12 protein-coding genes and 1 riboswitch are annotated in these 17,788 nt (G+C 72.4%); of the genes, 3 read left to right on the top strand and 9 right to left on the bottom strand.

The window, feature by feature from the left end; all coding sequences use genetic code 11:
• Positions 1-87 precede the first annotated feature (87 nt).
• The 6 genes from AB0316_RS17745 to AB0316_RS17720 form a co-directional block, all read right to left on the bottom strand.
• A complete protein-coding gene (locus tag AB0316_RS17745; protein WP_366274373.1) occupies positions 88-1,701 on the bottom strand; it encodes an RNA polymerase sigma factor in 1,614 nt (537 codons plus the stop codon).
• A gap of 332 nt (positions 1,702-2,033) precedes the next feature.
• Positions 2,034-2,432: a universal stress protein gene (locus AB0316_RS17740; protein ID WP_366274365.1), complete on the bottom strand. Its 399-nt coding sequence runs from the start codon at positions 2,430-2,432 to the stop codon at positions 2,034-2,036.
• A gap of 172 nt (positions 2,433-2,604) precedes the next feature.
• Positions 2,605-3,846, bottom strand: coding sequence for a homoserine O-acetyltransferase (locus AB0316_RS17735; RefSeq protein WP_366274364.1), 1,242 nt, complete (start codon positions 3,844-3,846; stop codon positions 2,605-2,607).
• A 17-nt stretch (positions 3,847-3,863) separates the two neighbouring features.
• Positions 3,864-3,978: riboswitch (SAM riboswitch) on the bottom strand.
• A gap of 69 nt (positions 3,979-4,047) precedes the next feature.
• Positions 4,048-5,334, bottom strand: a complete 1,287-nt coding sequence (locus AB0316_RS17730) for a DUF4192 domain-containing protein (RefSeq protein WP_366274363.1) — start codon at positions 5,332-5,334, stop codon at positions 4,048-4,050.
• Between the two features lie 138 nt (positions 5,335-5,472).
• Positions 5,473-6,099 carry a YkvA family protein gene (locus AB0316_RS17725; protein WP_366274362.1) on the bottom strand — a complete coding sequence of 209 codons (627 nt, stop codon included), beginning with the start codon at positions 6,097-6,099 and terminating at the stop codon, positions 5,473-5,475.
• Between the two features lie 102 nt (positions 6,100-6,201).
• Positions 6,202-6,960: an EcsC family protein gene (locus tag AB0316_RS17720; protein WP_366274361.1), complete on the bottom strand. Its 759-nt coding sequence runs from the start codon at positions 6,958-6,960 to the stop codon at positions 6,202-6,204.
• A gap of 122 nt (positions 6,961-7,082) precedes the next feature.
• Here AB0316_RS17720 and AB0316_RS17715 point away from each other — a divergent pair, with 122 nt between their 5' ends.
• Entirely contained in the window at positions 7,083-8,246 is a 1,164-nt protein-coding gene (locus AB0316_RS17715; protein ID WP_366274360.1) for an aminotransferase class I/II-fold pyridoxal phosphate-dependent enzyme, read from the top strand.
• Positions 8,239-9,990: a DNA polymerase gene (locus tag AB0316_RS17710; protein ID WP_366274359.1), complete on the top strand. Its 1,752-nt coding sequence runs from the start codon at positions 8,239-8,241 to the stop codon at positions 9,988-9,990. Before AB0316_RS17715 ends, AB0316_RS17710 begins: the two co-directional genes overlap by 8 nt.
• A 430-nt stretch (positions 9,991-10,420) precedes the next feature.
• On the opposite strand, the gene AB0316_RS17705 is transcribed toward AB0316_RS17710, so the two are convergent.
• Positions 10,421-11,344 carry a PAC2 family protein gene (locus AB0316_RS17705; protein ID WP_366274358.1) on the bottom strand — a complete coding sequence of 308 codons (924 nt, stop codon included), beginning with the start codon at positions 11,342-11,344 and terminating at the stop codon, positions 10,421-10,423.
• Positions 11,345-11,442: 98 nt separating this feature from the next.
• Positions 11,443-15,456, bottom strand: coding sequence for an ATP-dependent RNA helicase HrpA (hrpA, locus tag AB0316_RS17700; protein WP_366274357.1), 4,014 nt, complete (start codon positions 15,454-15,456; stop codon positions 11,443-11,445).
• A 167-nt stretch (positions 15,457-15,623) separates the two neighbouring features.
• Between hrpA and AB0316_RS17695 the strand changes: the two genes are divergently transcribed.
• Positions 15,624-16,529 carry a hypothetical protein gene (locus AB0316_RS17695; RefSeq protein WP_366274356.1) on the top strand — a complete coding sequence of 302 codons (906 nt, stop codon included), beginning with the start codon at positions 15,624-15,626 and terminating at the stop codon, positions 16,527-16,529.
• Between the two features lie 4 nt (positions 16,530-16,533).
• On the opposite strand, the gene AB0316_RS17690 is transcribed toward AB0316_RS17695, so the two are convergent.
• Complete coding sequence (locus tag AB0316_RS17690; protein ID WP_366274355.1) at positions 16,534-17,763, bottom strand: peptidoglycan bridge formation glycyltransferase FemA/FemB family protein; 1,230 nt, start codon at positions 17,761-17,763, stop codon at positions 16,534-16,536.
• Positions 17,764-17,788: the final 25 nt, after the last annotated feature.

The raw sequence follows: 17,788 nt of genomic DNA, 5'->3' as shown, positions 1-17,788 counted from the left end.
AGGCACGAAGCCAGTCAGTCGAAGGGTCACACCCACAGCCGTCAGCCACAGCCCAGCACGATCAGGCTGCAGAAGCGATCCTCACAGTCAGTCGAGGTAGTCGCGCAGCACCTGGCTGCGGCTCGGGTGACGCAGCTTGCTCATCGTCTTGGACTCGATCTGGCGGATCCGCTCGCGGGTCACGCCGTAGACCTTGCCGATCTCGTCGAGGGTCTTCGGCTGCCCGTCGGTCAGGCCGAAGCGCATCGAGACCACGCCGGCCTCACGCTCGGAGAGCGTGTCGAGCACCGAGTGCAGCTGCTCCTGCAGGAGCGTGAAGCTGACCGCGTCGGCCGGGACGACGGCCTCGGAGTCCTCGATGAGGTCACCGAACTCGCTGTCGCCGTCCTCGCCGAGCGGGGTGTGCAGCGAGATCGGCTCGCGGCCGTACTTCTGGACCTCGACGACCTTCTCGGGGGTCATGTCGAGCTCCTTGGCGAGCTCCTCCGGCGTGGGCTCGCGACCGAGGTCCTGCAGCATCTGGCGCTGCACGCGGGCGAGCTTGTTGATGACCTCGACCATGTGGACCGGGATGCGGATCGTGCGCGCCTGGTCGGCCATGGCGCGGGTGATGGCCTGGCGGATCCACCACGTCGCGTACGTCGAGAACTTGTAGCCCTTGGTGTAGTCGAACTTCTCGACCGCACGGATGAGGCCGAGGTTGCCCTCCTGGATGAGGTCGAGGAAGAGCATGCCGCGGCCGGTGTAGCGCTTGGCGAGCGAGACCACGAGGCGCAGGTTGGCCTCGAGCAGGTGGTTCTTGGCCTTCTTGCCGTCCTGGGCGATCCACCACAGCTCACGCTTGAGCTTCATGTCGATCTTCTCGCCGGAGTTGAGCTTCTCCTCGGCGAACAGGCCGGCCTCGATGCGCTTGGCGAGCTCGACCTCCTGCTCGGCGTTGAGCAGCGCGACCTTGCCGATCTGCTTGAGGTAGTCCTTGACCGGGTCGGCGGTGGCGCCGGCGGTCACGACCTGCTGAGCCGGCGCGTCGTCCTCGTCGTCGTCACGGATAACGAAGCCGGACTCCTCGGCCTCCTCGCTCTTGGCTGCCGCGGCCGGTGCTGCCTCGTCGGTCTCGTCGCCCTCGTCGACCACGTCGACGGCGACCTCGACGTCCTCGAGCTCACCCTCGGGCGCGTCGTCGGGCTCGACGTCGGCGTCCTCGTCGACATCCTCGGCGGCGGCGCCGTCGACACCCTGCGCGGAGCCGGCCGTGGCCTTCTTCGCGGTGGTCTTCTTGGCGACTGCCTTCTTGGCAGCCGGCTTCGCCGCGGCCTTGGCGACACCGGCGTTCGTCGCCGCCTTCTTCGCGGCGGTCCTGGCGGCGGGCTTGGCGGCCTGGGCCTGCTCGTCGTCGGAGGCCGCGGACGTCGCGGCCTTCTTGGTGGTCGTCTTGCTGGTGGCGGTGGTCCGCGTGGCGGACTTCGTCGCCGCGGCCGTGCTGCTCCGTGCGGTGGCCACAGTGCCTCCCTTGGTCCCGGTGCGGGTCTTCTTGGTGCTGGTGGAGTGCGGCGCGTCGACGACGATCTCGATGTCGTGGGCCTCGAGCGTGGTGAGGACGGGCTTCATCTGTTTCAGGTCGAGTCCGGCGTCGACCTGCGCCTGCGCGATCTCAGTTCCGGTGATCGTCCCGTTGGTGCTGCCCTTGACCAGGAGCTGCATGATCGCCTCGTGCTGGAACACCTTCGGCAGGGTCTTGGGAGCTCCAGCGGTTGTTGCCTTGGGCACGGATGCAGTCGCCTTTCGTCGCGAGACTCGTCTGGTGGGCGCGCCACTTCCGGGCATGCACCATCACAACGAACGAGGATGGGGGTTGGTGCCCGGAGGAGCGTGGCCTGTCGGAGTCGGTCCCTGTTCGAGCTCTCGGTGCGCCTGGTGCGATCCGGTACTCGGACATTATAAAACGGCGCGCGGCATCGGGGCGAACGCAGGGGAAATCCGGCGTGCTGGAGGCACGCCCGGGCTGCTCGACACGGCGTCGGCTGCGACGCCGCTCACTCGCCCTTGACGGCCAGGACGGGGCAGCTCGCGTCGAGGAGGATCTTCTGGGCGTTGGAGCCCAGGATCAGCTTGCCGACAGGGCTGCGGCGGCGCAGGCCGATGACGATGAAGTCGGCGTTCTCCTCCTCCGCGACCGAGATGAGGTCCTCGGCCGGGTCGTTGCCGCGCACGAGCTGGCGCACCTCGTGCTCGAGCCCCTTCTCCTGCAACAGGGTCTGCACGCGTGAGAGCTCGGTCTCGAACTTGCTCGCCTCCGCCGCGTCGAATTCCTTCCCGCCCCGGTGGGAGCTGATCACGACGAGCTTCGCGCCACGCAGGACGCACTCCTCGGCCGCTCTCTTGAGAGCCGCGCGACCTTCTTTGGTGGCGACATATCCAACGACGATGGCCACTTCCCGGACCTCCTTGGGACGGAAACGAGCAGTGGTCGCACCGTACCCGAAATCGCCTTCCCCAGCGCGCCGCTGGGACGCGGCGCCGCGCACGCGTTCCGCCGCGTCTGCCGGCGGCTCAGCTCCCCGGCTCCCTCGGGCTGCGGGATGGCGCGGCGACTCCCCACAAGCGTCAGCGCGGCGGGCGGCCGAGAGCCTCGCGGACGATCCGGCCCACCTGGTCCTCCTCGATGAGAAACCCGTCATGCCCGAAGTCCGAGACGATGTGCTCGCGCTTGGACGCCGGCAGGGCCTCGTGCAGCTCGTCGGAGAGCCGCGGCGGGTAGAGCCGGTCGGTGTCGACGGACACGACCGTGCAGTCCGCCGTCACCCGGGCCAGGGCCGCCCGGAGGCCCCCGCGGTCTCGACCCACGTCGTGCGAGTTCATCGCCTCGGTGAGCACGATGTAGGAGTTGGCGTCGAAGCGACGCGCCAGCTTGCCGGCGTGGTGGTCGAGGTAGGACTCGACGGCGAAGCGGCCGCGTGCACCGGCTCGCAGCGGGTCCTCGCCGAGCTGCGGCTCGCGCCCGAAGCGCTGCCCGAGCTCGGCCTCGGTGCGGTAGGTGATGTGGGCGATGCGGCGAGCGAGGCCCAGGCCGGCGTCGGGCTGACGACCGCTTCCGTAGTAGTCGCCGCCCGCGAAGTCGGGGTCGTTGCGGATGGCGAGCAGCTGCGACTGGCACCACGCGATCTGGTCGGCGGTGGCGTAGGGCGTCGAGGCCAGGACGATGCAGCGCTCCACGGCGTCCGGTCGCCCGACCGCCCACTCGAGCGCACGCATACCGCCCATCGAGCCACCGACGACGGCTGCCAGGCGGTCGATGCCGAGCTGGTCGAGCAACCGGCGCTCGGCCGCCACCTGGTCGCGGACGGTCACGTAGGGGAACCGGCTCCCCCACGGCCGGCCGTCGGACGCGAGGCTCGAGGGGCCCGTGCTCCCCTGGCACCCGCCGAGGACGTTGGCGGCGACGACGAACCACCGGGAGGGATCGACCGGGCCGTCAGGTGAGATGAGCGAGTTCCACCAGCCGGGTGATGCGTGGCCGGCGCCGGCCTCACCCACCACGTGGCTGTCGCCGGTCAGGGCGTGCTCGACGAGGATGACGTTGTCACGGGACTCGTTCAGGGTGCCCCAGGTCTCGTAGGCGATGCGCACACCCGGCAGCACGCCGCCGCGCTCCAGCTCGAGGTCACCGACGTCGGCGAAGCGGCGGTTGCCGACCGGGTCGCCCTCGCGCCAGGCGCCCGAGCCGTCGAGGCCGCGCGCCTGACCCGGAAGGGAAGACGCGCGCGCGGTCGGGAGCGAGGTCACGCCCGCATGGGGTCCGGTGCGGACGGCACGTCGCGTGCCCTGCTGCCGATGCGTGACGGTCATCGAGATAGAACTCCTCGTGCTCGCGCTTGCGCACACCGGGAGACGGTGCGGCCAGGTCCTCACCCGGGGCACCCCACCGCGAAGGAGGGTTGCCGACCAGCGAGCCGGGGCTTGTCGCTGGTGCTCATGACCTCGGCCAACCTTACGCGAGCCGGCCCCGAGCCCCCATCCGGCCGTCCACGAACTGGACGCCTTGCCGGCTCAGGCGCAGCGACGCGGGCGGATGCCGTGGTCGAGCGACTGCCGCACGAGCAGGCTGAGCCGGTGCTCCGGCTCGAGCTCGAGCGCCTGGTCCACGGCCACGCCCGCTCGGGCCCCGTCGCCGACCCACCAGGCCAGCGACGCGAGCACCGACAGCACCGGCGCCGCGTGCGCACCGGGAGTCGCGCGGCAGACCTGCTCGAGCCGGCTGAGGACGAGTCGGGACGCGACGGCCTCGTCCCACCCCTCCAGCGCCGCCGCGGCTTCGAGGTCCTCCACGTCATCGGCTCCATCCAGGGCATCCAGGCGATCGAGGCGCGCCCTGGCCTCGAACGCCTCGTCGGGCTCATCGCCCAGGTCTCCCGGCCAGGCGTCCACAAGGGGATCGTCATCACCCGCTGCCGAGGGGAGGCGCAGCCCCGGCCCGAGGAGCTCGGCAAGCAGCAGGAGCAGCTCCTCGGGGAAGCCCTGCAACGGCACACTCCCCGGGCAGAGCCAGCCGACGAGAGCGTCGCGCACCTGCACGTCGCGCAGCGGACCGACCAGCGCGGGCAGCAGGTCGTGGAGATCGGCAGCATCGGCCGCTCCGTGCAGGACCGCTGCCCACGCGGTGAGCGACTCGTCGACGAGCAGCCGGCGGTCCCCGGGGTCCCCGCCCTGCAGCAGGGTCAGCCCGCGCCCGCCCCCAGACCGACGGGGACGGGACGTGTCCGGCCGGTCCAGGAGTCGGCCACCGGCGGCGGCATACCTCCGCTGCCAGTCGTCGACGGCTCGGGACATGCCCCGGTGGCGCGGGTCGCCGGGCGACAGCGGCGCCACCAGGCGGGCGAGCCCCTCCCGATCCGGCAGCACGGCGTGGCCCAGCGCGACGTAGTCGGCGACCGCCGCAACGTCTGCCTGCGCCGGCAGCAGCCGACCTTCGTCGGGGCAGCAGTCGCAGCCGACGGAGCGCCACCGACCATCACGCACCACGAGGCGCTCGCGCACCAGGACGCGGTCCCACTCCATGGCGTCGGCCAGCGCCTCGAGCAGTGGCATGGCCTCGTCGGCCTCCTCCTCGAACGCCACCAGGGCGACGGACGAGGGATCGTCCTGCAGGAGGGTCGGCACCGTCTGGGCTGCCGCCTCGGCCGCCACCTCCGGCGGGACGACGTCGAGGCGGGCCAGCAGGCCGAGCCGCTTGCCGTGGAAGCCGACCACGACGACGCTGCTGCGCGGCTGGAACCCGAGGTGGAAGGGGATGACGGTCAGCAGCTCGGCCGGCCCGGACAGTGAGATCTTCGGCATGCCGAGAGCCTCCTCCCGTCCCACCCACAGCGGCAGGGGGCCGGTTGCGGCCTGTGGAAGACCCTCTCTGGCCTCGGAGGGGTGTGGAGGAGGCACCGGAGCACCACGTGCCAACACCTGCCCACCGGTCGCTCCGGCTCAGCGCTCCAGGCGCTTGCGGACCGACTCGAGGACGAAGTCGGTGGCGGCCTGGCGCATCCCCTCGGGCAGCCGGACGTGGTCGCCGTGCCCGGCGTCCCCTGGGCCCGCGGCGGCCCCGGTGACGTCGCGGTCTGCACGGGGCGTGTCACCTGCGGCCGCCACGATGGGAGCGCCGAAAGCGACCGGCGCGTCCCCAACCGCCTCCACCGAACCAGGAACCGTCGTTCGCGACGCGCCGGACGTGCTGGAGGTCTCCGCGCCCCGGCCGCGACGGCCGCAGGCACCGGAGAAGCCCTGGCCGGCCTCCCAGGCGAGGAACCGGTCGGTCTCCTCGACGAACGCCTTGACGAGCCAGGAGATGACGACGGCGTCGTCCGCCGCGCCGAGCACCGGCAGCACCGCCTCGGGCAGCAGGTCGACCGGAGAGGCGACGTAGGCCACCGCCCCGGCGACGAGACCCAGTCTCTTGAGGGTCGTGCCGGCATACGTCCCCTGGACGGTCGAGCGCACAAGGCGCGGGACCGCCTGCACCCGCTCGGGCAGGCTGGGCGCGCCGGGGCGCGTCGAGGCACGGACGACGGAGGCCACCGTGGCGGCCAGCTTGAGGCGTGAGGCGGTCTTCACGACCCACCCAACGAGCAGCACGGCCGAGCGATTCCCGCCGACGGGCGCGGGTGCGGGTGAGTGATGTGCAGTCTCCTCACGATGATGCCCATGGTGGCGGCGTCAGCGGCCGTAGGTCTCGACGGGCGGGAACTCGCGGACGGCCTGACGACCGATGCCGTTCAGCATGTACACGTCGACCGCTGCGCCGACGAGCCCGCCGACGAGGGGCACCGCCCGGCCGAGTCGCGCGAGGCTCCCCTGGCCGATGCGGCCGAGGAGGCGGAAGCCGACCGCCTTGTTGAGCACCATGAGCGCGGGCGCCGGGAGCCGGTCGGTGGCGAGCGCCGACAGCTTGCCGCCGGCCACGCGGAGTCCGGCCTTCTTCAGCAGGTCGTCGCTGTCGGCTCCCGCCAGCGTCAGCAGCACTGCCGAGCGGATCTCCGGCTGGTCGATGTCGTAGCCACGCAGCTTGGCCGTCGCCGCGGTCATCCGGGTCGCGAGCAGGTAGAACTCCAGGACGTTGGCCGGGAGGGACACGACCATCGTGAAGAAGCCGCCGAGCCCGGTCGCGAAGCCCCCGATGGCGCCGAGCTGTCGGTGGTCACGCCGGATCACGCGCAGCGCCTGGTCCACGTCACCGCGGGCCTGCTCGAGCGCCGAGGCGGCCACCTCGTGCGCGGAGTCGAACGGTCCCCTCCCGTCGATGCCCACGTCGAGCAGACGCTCGACGAGCCTGGTCGCCGCTCCGGAGAGGCCGCCGCTGTCGCCCGACCGGCCGGCCTTGCTCAGGGCGCCGTCGGCTCGGCTGCCGCGCACCTGCGCGGCCGTCGCGTCAGAGGCCTCGACCGCCTCGTTCCTGCCCCATCCGAAGAGACCCACCGGCTCCACCTTCCGTGTTCGACGTCGCGATCCCACTGGGTGCGACCGGTCGAACCGTACCCACTCCACGTCCGGGGGCCACCGGGCCGCCGGCCGTCGGTCCCGTCTCATAGGGTCGGGCCATGTCCGAGAGCGAGTCCATGCCGCCCATCCTCGGGGTGCCCTTGAGCGACCTGCGCCGCTGTCGCACGTCGGTCAAGTGGGGGGTCCACCCCGGGGACGTCATCCCGATGTGGATCGCCGAGATGGACTGTTCCCCGTGCCCCGCCGTCGTCGAGGCGGTGGGCGCCGCCGTCGGCCGGGGCGACACGGGCTACGCCCTGACCGAAACGTATGCCGCCGAGGTGGCCTCGTTCGCGGACGCCGAGTGGGGGTGGGCGTTCGACCCGGCCACCACGACCCGGGTGGCGGACGTGCTGACCGGCGTGACGCACCTGTTGCGTCTGCTCACCGACGACGGTGGCCCCGTCGTGGTCAGCCCACCGGTCTACAACGCGTTCTACGACGTCATCGCCGCCTGTGGTCGTCAGGTCGTCGAGGCGCCGCTCGGTCCGGACTTCCGCCTGGATCTCGACCGTCTCGACGCCGTGTTCGCCGAGGTGACGGCGGGTGGGCAGCGGGCGGCATACCTGCTCTCCAACCCGCACAACCCCACCGGCACCGTCCACTCCCCCGACGAGCTCGTCGCCCTGGCGCGCGTGGCCGACGCGCACGGGGTGCGCGTGGTCTCCGACGAGATCCACGGCCCGCTCGTGCTGCCCGGCAGCACGTTCACGCCCTACCTGTCGCTGCCCGGCACCGAGCGCGGCCTCACCGTCACATCGGCCTCGAAGGCGTGGAACCTCGCCGGTCTCAAGGCCGCGATCATCGTGCCGGGTGCGGAGGCGGTCGCCGACCTGCGCCGGCTGCACCCCTTCGTGACCTTCGGCGCGAGCCACCTCGGCGTCATCGCGCAGACGGCGGCCTACCGCGACGGCCGCGACTGGGTGCACCGCCTCGTCGGCGAGCTCGACGCCAACCGGCGACTCCTCGGCGAGCTGGTCGCAGAGCACCTTCCCGGCGTGCGCCTCGTCGAGCCGCGCTCGACCTACCTCGCCTGGCTCGACCTGCGCGAGCTGGGTCTGGGCGACGACCCGGCGGCGGAGCTCGTGCAGCGTGCGCGGGTGGCGCTGTCGTCGGGCCCCACGTTCGGGTTCGGCGGGCATGGTCACGCGCGGCTCAACTTCGGCACCTCGCCCGAGATCATCCGCGAGGCCATCGGCAGGATCGCCGCCTCCGTTGCCTGAACAACCTCCCCGGCCACCGCTCGTCGCGCTCGTCGTCGGCCCGCAGGGGGCGTATGCCGTGGGCCCGGGTGTCGACGAGGCCTGGGCTCCCGGCGACGTCCCCCGACGCTTCGCCGAGCTCGCCGAAGGCGCGGCGCCTCGATGGGTCGTGTGGTCCGCCGCGTCGACCCTGCACGGTGTCATCGGTGCAGGCCTGGACGTGGCGCGCACGTGGGACCTCGCCGAGGCGCACCGGCTGCTCCACGGCGGGTGGTGGGCGACTCCGGGGCACGTCGTCGCCGGCTGCCGCGGACTGGACGAGGCCGCGGTCCCGGCCCCGCGGTCGGCCCGGCTGCGCGGGTTCGACGGCGACCTCTTCGACGTGGCGGCCGGTGAGGACGCCGCGCTCTTCGTCGCCGGCGGCCACCTCCGGGCCGACGCGCTCGCCTGGGCGAGCGAGCCGTCACGGCTGCGTGAGCTGGCCCAGCTGGCCCTGGAGTGCCAGCAGGTGCAGCAGCAGGCACTGGAGAGGCTCGGAGGTCGGCACAGCGGGCGCCTCGAGCGCACCGTGTGGTCCGAGTCGGCGGCGGCCGTGCTCTGCCTCGAGCTCGAACGGGACGGCCTGCCCGTCGATCGAGCCGCTGCCGAGGACCTCATCGCCGCGTCGGTGGGGCCCCGGCCGCGCAACGAGGCGGACGCCGCCTGCATTCGGGCCGAGCGCGACGCTGCGGTGCTGCGGCACGCCCCCGGCCGCGAGCGCACGGACCTGCGCAACCCCGCCCAGGTGCGCGACCTGCTCCTGTCGGTCGGGGTCGACGTGCCCAACACGCGCGCCTGGGTGCTCGAGCCCTACCGCCACACGCACCCGCTCGTCGACGCCCTGCTGCGGTGGCGCAAGGACGAGCGCATCGCCACGACCTACGGCTACCGGTGGCTCGACGACCACGTGGGGCCCGACGACCGGCTCCGCGGCAGCTGGACCCCCTGTGACGGTGGCGCCGGCCGCATGACCGCGCAGAACGGGCTGCACAACCTGCCCGCTCCCCTGCGCCCGGCGATCTGCGCAGCCCCGGGCCACGTCTTCGTCCGCGCCGACCTCGGGCAGATCGAGCCGCGGGTGCTCGCCGTCGTGAGCGCCGACCGCGCTTTCGCCGAGGCGACCCGCGCCGACGACCTGTACGCGCCGGTCGCGGCCAAGCTCGGCGCGGAGCGCGCACGCGCAAAGGTCGCGGTCCTCGCCGCGATGTACGGCCAGCGGTCGGGAGCCGCCGGCGAGGCCCTCAAGGACCTCGAGCGGGCCTACCCGGTCGCCATGGGGCTGCTCGACCGCGCCTACGCCGACGGCGTCGCCCGCCGGCCGGTCCGCACGTGGGGCGGTCGGCTCATCCGCCTGGGCAGCGCCGCGCCCGCATCCGTCGACGCCGAGGCACCGCAGCCACCAGCCGGCGGCGACTTCTCCGGGACCGGCGCCGAGGGCGCTCGGGGCCGCTACGCGCGCAACGCGATCATCCAGGGCTCGGCAGCCGAGCTGTTCAAGGCCTGGGCCGCGACGGTGCGACACTATGTGCGCCCGCTGGGCGGCCAGATCGTCCTGTGCCTGCACGACGAGCTCCTGGTGCACGTGCCCGAGCAGCACGCGAGCGCCGCCGCGGCTGCCGTCGAACAGTCCCTCACGACCGCGGCCCGCACCTGGGCCGGCACCGACGAGGTCCGCTTCGTCGCGGACACCTCGGTGATCCGCCGCTGGAGCGAAGCCAAACCCTGATCCGGGAGCACCACCCACGCACACCGGTTCGAGGTGATCCGCAACCGGATCCGGTCGCCGATCACCTCCACTCCGCGAGTGCCGCGGACCAAACGTGGCCTCTCGACGGTTGTAAGAGGGCCAGACGTGGCCCTTCGACGATTGGGAGAGGGCCAAACGTGGCCTCTCGAGGTTCGAGAAGGGGCCACACGTGGCCTCTCGACGTTCGAGAGGGAGTGGGATGCGAGGGCGCGAGCGGCATCGGCGGCGGCCAACCGGCATACGCAATGACGGGTGCGCTGGGACGGCCGCCGACGCTCCACGCCGCGAGCGCCGTCGCGTCCCGCGAGCGTCCCCACGCCGCGAGGGTTGTCGCGTCCCGCGATCGCCGGACAACAACAGAAGGCGGGCCCGACCGGATGGTCGGGCCCGCCTTCGTCAAGCCAGTCGACTACTCGTCCTCGTCGGTGACGTCCTTGAGGAACGCCTCGAACTCCGCGCCGATCTCGTCGGCGGTCGGCAGCTCGGACAGGTCGGTGGCCAGCAGGTTGCGCTGCTTGCGGCCCTCGAGGAACGTGTCGTACTGCTGCTCGAGCGCGCGCACGACGGCCATGATCTCGTCGGACTCCTCCATCTGGCGGGAGATCTCGGCCCGGTTGAGCCCGGCGGTCGCCGCCAGCTCTCGCAGGTCGAGGTCGAGACCCGTCGCAGCGCGAAGGCGTTCGAGACCCACCACGGCGGCGTCGGCGAACTCGCTCTGGCCGAGGTAGTGCGGCACGTGGATGGCGAAGCCCATCGCGTCGCGACCGGCCTCACCGAGCCGCAGCTCGAGCAGCGACGCGAAGCTCGCCGGGACCTGGACGGAGCCGAACGCGGGGTCGTTGCCGGTGATGAGGCGGGGGTTGGTGCCGTGGGTGGTGACGCCGAGCGGGCGCGTGTGGGGCACCGCCATCGGGATGCCGTGCACGCTGACCGTCAGGTCGACGCCGAACGCCTTGATGAGCGCGGTGACGGCCTCGACCATGCGCTGCCACTGGTAGTCGGGCTCCGGGCCCACGAGCAGCAGGAAGGGTGAGCCCTCCTTGTCGACGACGCGGTGCAGCAGCAGGCTCGGGTCGTCGTAGCTGCTCCAGTGGTCGCGGTCGAACACCATGACGGGCCGGCGTCCGCGGTAGTCGAGGAGCTGGTCGACGTCGAAGGAGGCGAGGACGCGCGACTCGTGGGTCGCGAGGATGTGGTCGGCCATCAGCTTCTGCGTGTGGCCGGCGTCGATGAATCCGCCGAGGGCCACCACGAGGACCGAGGCCTGCAGCTGCTGCAGCTGGCTCGGTGTCGTGTCGCTCTCGAACTGGAAGAGCTCGGTGGGGTCCTGCACGGGTCTGGCCTTTCGTCGTACGCGGTCATGTGGTGCAACGTGCCGGTCCGGCCCATGATTCCCTGTCGGGCGCGTGGCGCCCAAGGGCGGGCGTGGGCTCAGGCGGCCACCTTGGCGATCGCCTTGAGGATGCGCTGCGGCGAGACGCTGTATGCCGTCCCGACGGTCTGCGCGAAGAGCGAGACCCGCAGCTCCTCGATCATCCAGCCGATCTCGACGACGTCGGCCGCGCCACGCTGGGCGGGTCGCAGGGACTCCAGCAGGTCGGCGTAGCGACCCTCGACGAGGTCGACCTGGTCGAGCGCCTGCGCGTCCCTGGGGAGATTGGCGGGAGCCTTGTCGAGCCGGTGGGCGATGGCGCGCAGGTAGCGGTCGAGGTCGGGCAGTCTCCGCATGCCGGTGTCGGCGACGAAGTCGGGGCGCACGAGCTCGCGCAGCTGGGCGCGCACGTCGGCGAGCATCGGGCGGATCGCGGGGCTGCTGGAGCGGTCGAGCTCGGCGAGCCGGTTGGTCAGTGCGAGGTGCTTGGCGAGGATCGGCTCGACAAGACCCACGACCTGCACGACCTTGGCGGTGGTGTGGGTGCGCACGGCCGACAGCGCCCACTCGAATTCCTCGCGCGTGCGCACGGTGTGGTCGTCACGGTCCGTGACCGCGTCGTCCCGGATGGCGTCGACGGCGGCGGCGAGGCAGTCGTCGAGCAGGGCCGGGACGCTGCCGTGCGGGTTGTGCCCGAGGGCGAGCTTCTGGGTGTTGGTGAGGCGGGCGAGGACCTGCTTCCACGGCGGCGTGATCCCGAGCAGGAGCAGTCGCCGCACCCCCAGGCGGTGCTCGGCGTCGGCCTCCGCGCGCGTGGGCAGGACCCGCAGGTCGACGGCCGAGCCGGTGTCGACGAGTGCCGGGTAGCCCTGGATGCCGCTCGAGCTCTCGAAGGTATCGGCGACGCCCTCGTCCGGGAACTGCGTGAGCCCGGTGCGCTCGATGCTCGACCCGGCCCGGCTGACCTGGCGACGCAGCTGCGGTGCCGCAGTGTCGCGGACCGCCTCGAGGTCCTTGCCGGTAGCGACGGGGCGCCCGTCTTGGCCGTCGACCTCGAAGGTGATGGTCAGGTGCGGCGGCACGCGCTCGAGGTCGAAGTCCTCCGGCGAGACGGCGACTCCGGCCCGTCGCCGCAGCACGCCGGCGAGCGCCGGGAGGAGCGGCCCGGACGTCGGGTCGAGCTCGGGCAGCACCGCGCGTGCGTGGTCGGGAGCTGGGACCAGGTTGCGGCGGATCCCCTTGGGCAGGCTGCGGATCAGCGCGGTGACGAGCTCCTCGCGGAAGCCGGGCACCTGCCAGTCGAAGCCCTCGGGGCTGACCTGGTTGAGCCGGTCGACGGGGATGTGCACGGTGACGCCGTCCTGCGCCGAGCCGGGCTCGAACTGGTACGTGACCGGCAGGACGTTCTCGCCCTGCGTCCACGTCGTCGGGTGGTCCTCGTCGGCGATGCTGCCGGCGCTCTCGCGCAGCAGCAGCTCCTCGGTGAAGGTGAGCAGGTCCGGTGTCTGCCGCCGGGCCTTCTTCCACCACGAGTCGAAGTGCCGTCCGGAGACGACGTCGGCAGGGATCCGCTTGTCGTAGAAGGCGATCAGGGTCGAGTCGTCGACCACGATGTCACGGCGGCGGGTGCGCGCCTCGAGCTCGCCGAGCCGTTCGACGAGTGCCGCGTTCTCGCGCAGGAAGGCGTGCTGGGTGTGCCAGTCGCCCTCGACGAGGGCATGCCGGATGAAGAGGTCGCGCGCCAGCTCGGGGTCGACCCGACCAAGCCCGACGACGCGGCCGACGACGAGCGGCACGCCGTAGAGCGTGACGCGCTCCGTGGCGACGGCGGACCCCCGCTTGCCCGACCACCGTGGCTCGGAGTACTGCCGCTTGACCAGGTGCTCGCCGAGCTGCTCGGCCCACACCGGGTCGATGCGCGCGTTGACCCGGGCCCACAGACGGCTGGTCTCGACGAGCTCCTCGGCCATGACGAACTGGGGCTGCTTGCGGAACAGGGCCGACCCGGGACTGATGCCGAAGCGCGTGCCCCGCGCGCCGGCATACTCCCGCTTCTGCTCGTCGCGGACACCGACGTGCGAGAGCAGCCCGGCCAGCAGCGACTGGTGCACGGCGTCGGCGTCGATCTCGCCCTCGCCGACGTGGACGGTGCCGCGGCTGACGTCGAGCCCGGCCTGCTTGGCGGCCTGCTTGACCTGGCTGTGCAGGTCCTGCCACTCGCGGATGCGCAGGTAGTGGAGGAACTCCGCCTTGCACATCCGGCGGAAGGCGCTGCTGCTCAGCTCCTTCTGCTGCTCCTTGAGGTAGGCCCAGAGGTTGAGCCACGTGACGAAGTCGCTCGTCTCGTCGGCGAAGCGCTTGTGGGCGGCGTTGGCAAGCTCCTGCTTGTCCTGCGGCCGCTCGCGCGGGTCCTGGATCGAGAGCGCGGCGACGATGACGAGGACCTCGCGCAGCACCCCGCGCTTGTCGGCCTCGATGACCATGCGGGCGTGCCGTGGGTCGATCGGCAGCGCCGCGATGGTGCGGCCGTATGCCGTCAGGCGGCGTCCCGGACGTCGCCTTCCCCGCCCGCTGGGCGGGGTGTCGTCCTCCGGCGCGAAGGCCTGCAGCTCCTCGAGCAGGCGGACGCCGTCGGTGATCTGGCGGCTGTCGGGAGGGTCGACGAAGGGGAAGCGCGCGATGTCGCCGAGGCCGAGGCTCGTCATCTGGAGGATGACCGAGGCGAGGTTGGTGCGCAGGATCTCGGGGTCGGTGAACTCGGGCCGGCTGTCGTAGTCGTCCTCTGAGTAGAGGCGGATCGCGATGCCGTCGGCGACGCGGCCGCAGCGACCCGAGCGCTGGTTCGCCGAGGCCTGGCTGATCGGCTCGATGGGGAGGCGCTGGACCTTGGTGCGCTGGCTGTAGCGGCTGATGCGTGCCGTGCCGGTGTCGATGACGTAGCGGATGCCCGGGACGGTGAGTGAGGTCTCGGCGACATTGGTGGCCAGCACGATCCGTCGTCCGGTGTGCGAGGAGAAGACCCGGTGCTGCTCGGCTGCGGACAGACGCCCGTAGAGCGGCACGACCTCGGTCCGCGGCAGCTTCATGCCGTTCAGGGCGTCGGCCGCGTCGCGGATCTCCCGCTCCCCGGAGAAGAAGACGAGGATGTCGCTGCTCGTGCCGGAGTGCCGCTCGGTCCACAGCTCCTCGACCGCCTCGCACACGCCGGTCACCATGTCGCGCTCCTCCGCCTCGGGGCGGTCGGGGTCGACGAGCGGGCGGTAGCGGATCTCGACGGGGAAGGTGCGGCCGGAGACCTCGATGATCGGCGCCGGCTCGCCGGTGGCGGGGTCGGCGAAGTGCTCGGCGAAGTGCTGCGGGTCGATCGTCGCCGAGGTGATGACGACCTTGAGGTCGGGGCGGCGCGGCAGCAGCTGCTTGAGGTAGCCGAGGATGAAGTCGATGTTGAGGCTTCGCTCGTGGGCCTCGTCGATGATGATCGTGTCGTAGCGGCGCAGGTCGCGGTCGCGCTGCATCTCGGCGAGCAGGATGCCGTCGGTCATCACCTTGACGAGCGTGTCCCGCGTGGCCTGGTCGGTGAAGCGCACCTGGTAGCCGACCGCCTGCCCCAGCTCGACCCCGAGCTCCTCGGCGAGCCGCTCCGCGACGGCGCGGGCCGCGATCCGGCGCGGCTGGGTGTGCCCGATCTGGCCGTCGAGGCCTCGGCCCAGCTCGAGGCAGATCTTCGGGATCTGGGTGGTCTTGCCCGAGCCGGTCTCACCGGCGATGACGACGACCTGGTGGTCGCGGATCGCCTCGGCGATGTCGTCCCGCCGGTCGACGACGGGCAGGTGCTCGGGATAGGTGATGGGTGGGACGGTGGCGGCGCGCGCGACGCGACGCGCCTCTCGCTGCTCCGGCGTGGGCCCGTGGCGCCGCGCGTCCGCCGCTCCCCGCTCGCCGCGCTCCGCGGCTCGGTCGCTCCCCCTGGTCCCCGCGCTTCCTCTCGGCGCCGCGCTCCCGCCGCTCCGCCCGCGCCCCCGGCGTCGGGGTGACCGCGAGCCCGCGGGGGCGTGCGCGGGCTGCTCGGACATGCTGGACAGGATAGGCCGGGCGGTGACGTGGGGTCGCACCGGTTTCCGCGCCGGCGCCGCGCTGAGCCTCCCCGGCCCACCGCCACCACCTTCTGCGGTTCGCCGGCGCGCCCGCGTCAGGCTCTGGTTTGATGACCCCGTCATCGAGTCAGGGGGACGACGTGGCCGTGACCGACCAGACACCGCCGGTGCCCAGCGACCTGCCCGACTATCGCGGCCCCTCTTCCGAGAGCGGCGCCGCGCTCCCCGAGCAGGCTGCCTGGGTGCCCCAGCCCGTCAGACCGCAGCCGAGACCGGACGTGGGTGCGGCCCCGGCTCCCGAGGGTCCGCCCGTCGGGCTGCAGGTGCGCCGGTGGCAGATCGTGGTGGCCGGCGTGGTCCTCGCCCTGGCCCTCGCCGGGATCTGGGCGATCGCGACGGCCCACGAACCGGCCGATCGCGCCGAGGCACTGCCGACCGCCGGCGCGCCAACCCCGAGCCTGTCCTGGCTGCCGCCGATTCCGGGGACGCGCCCCAGCGTCACGCTCGTCCCCCGGTTCCCGGCCAACACGGGCCTGCCGACCCAGCCCGGCCTTCCGACCCAGCCCGGCCTGCCGACCCAGACTGGCCTGCCGACCCAGCCTGGCCTCTCGACCCGGCCCGGAGTCCCGACGCTTACCGGTGTTCCGGGACTTCCGCCGCTTCCGAACACGCCGCTGCCCGCTGTCACCCCGAAGCTCCTGCCGATCCCCACCACGGCGGTGACACCGGTGCCCACCAACGCCCGTTCGGTCCGGTTCGAGGCCTGGGGCGAGACCGGTGCCACGATCGAGGTCTCGATGTCGGACTCGCAGCACCCCGGCTACCTGCTGCCGGCGCGGCGCGGACCCGTCGCCTTCGACCTCCCGCTGCCCGCGCCCCTCTCACCCAAGCAGTTCCTCGTGCTCCGGGTGCAGGTGCCCTCCAACGCGAGCCTGACCTCCCGAGGCGAGGTGGCCTGCCGGGTCCTCGTCGGTGGGGTCGTCCTGCGGTTTCAGCAGGGACGTGGCTCCGCCACCTGCCAGCTCGCTCCGTACTACGACCTGCGGCGCTGACGCCTCAGATGTCGCCCTCGGGGGCGGGGCCCGCGCCGGTGCGCCGCTTGTTGATCGCGATGCGGGCGGCCATGGCCTTGGCGAAGGCGAAGTGCCAGAACCGGCTGAGCACGAGCTCGCGCTCCCCCACCATCTCCACCACGTCGGCGCCCTCGCCCAGCTTGAACAGGAGCAGGCCGGTGAGCGGGCTGGTGGCTCCCAGGGAGGTGTTGAACCCCCGGAGGTCGTAGGCCTCGCAGCCGGCCGCGGCCGCGTCGCGCATGGCCTGCCACTGCAGCGCGTTGGAGGCCCGCGCGTCCCGGTTGCGCTCGGTCGAGCCGCCGTAGAGGTAGGAGAAGGTGCGGCCGAAGCGGATCATCAGGGCCGAGGCGAGCACGTCGCCGTCCACGTGGGCCTCGTAGAACCGCGCCGAGATCGGCCCCTCGTCGGTGGCGAAGGAGCGGGCCATGGCCTCGAAGTACGCCTTGGGGCGCGGCATGAAGCTGTCGCGGTGGGCCGACTCGACGTAGAGCGCGTGAAAGGTGTCGAGTCCCTCGGGACCGACGGCGCGCACCTGCACGCCCGCCTTCTCGGCCTTCTTGACGTTGCGACGCCACTGCTGGTTCATGCCCTTGAGCAGCTCGGCCTCGGTGCGGCCGCGAAGGTCGACGATGCAGAGCAGGCGCGGCTGGCCGACCGCGACACCGTCGGCGCCCAGCGACAGCCAGCCGTTCCGGTCGAGCCACGACTCGAGAGCACGGGCTGTCGGGTTGTCGACGGCCGGAGGCAGCGTGGTGAAGCTGAGCAGCCCTTTGTCGAGCACCTGCTTCTTGACCGGCTCGCGCTCCCAGATGCGGGACACGACCGGGTAGCCGAGGCGCAGGGCGAACGCCTTGTTGGCCTTGGCCCACGTGACGAGCGGGTCGATCCAGACCGACGGGTCGGCGGCCACGACGTCCCAGGGCAGTCCCGGGCCCTCGGGCAGGTACGCGTACGACCGGGACAGCCGCGGGATGGTGCGGGAGAGCACGAGGCCGGCGCCGACACGGGCACCCGACGCGTCGAACCAGCCGAGGTGCGTGCGGCGCCACCCGGCCTTGGCGCGTCCCCAGGCCGGCGTCTGCAGGAAGCTGCCGCCGAGCTCGAGGAGGGTCGCGACGGCCTCGTCGCCGCTGATCTCCCGGACGGTCAGCGGCCCGCGCACGGGCGTCGCCGCGGGGGTCGTCGACTCAGGGGCAGTGGTCTGCTCGGTCATGGGCGCCACCCTATCGGCGCCGGTC

Origin of the sequence: Terrabacter sp. NPDC080008 (assembly GCF_040702505.1) — a bacterium.
Classification (GTDB): Bacteria; Actinomycetota; Actinomycetes; order Actinomycetales; family Dermatophilaceae; genus Terrabacter.
Note: the sequence above shows the minus strand (reverse complement) of the source record. Positions and strands in the feature narration are given on the sequence as shown.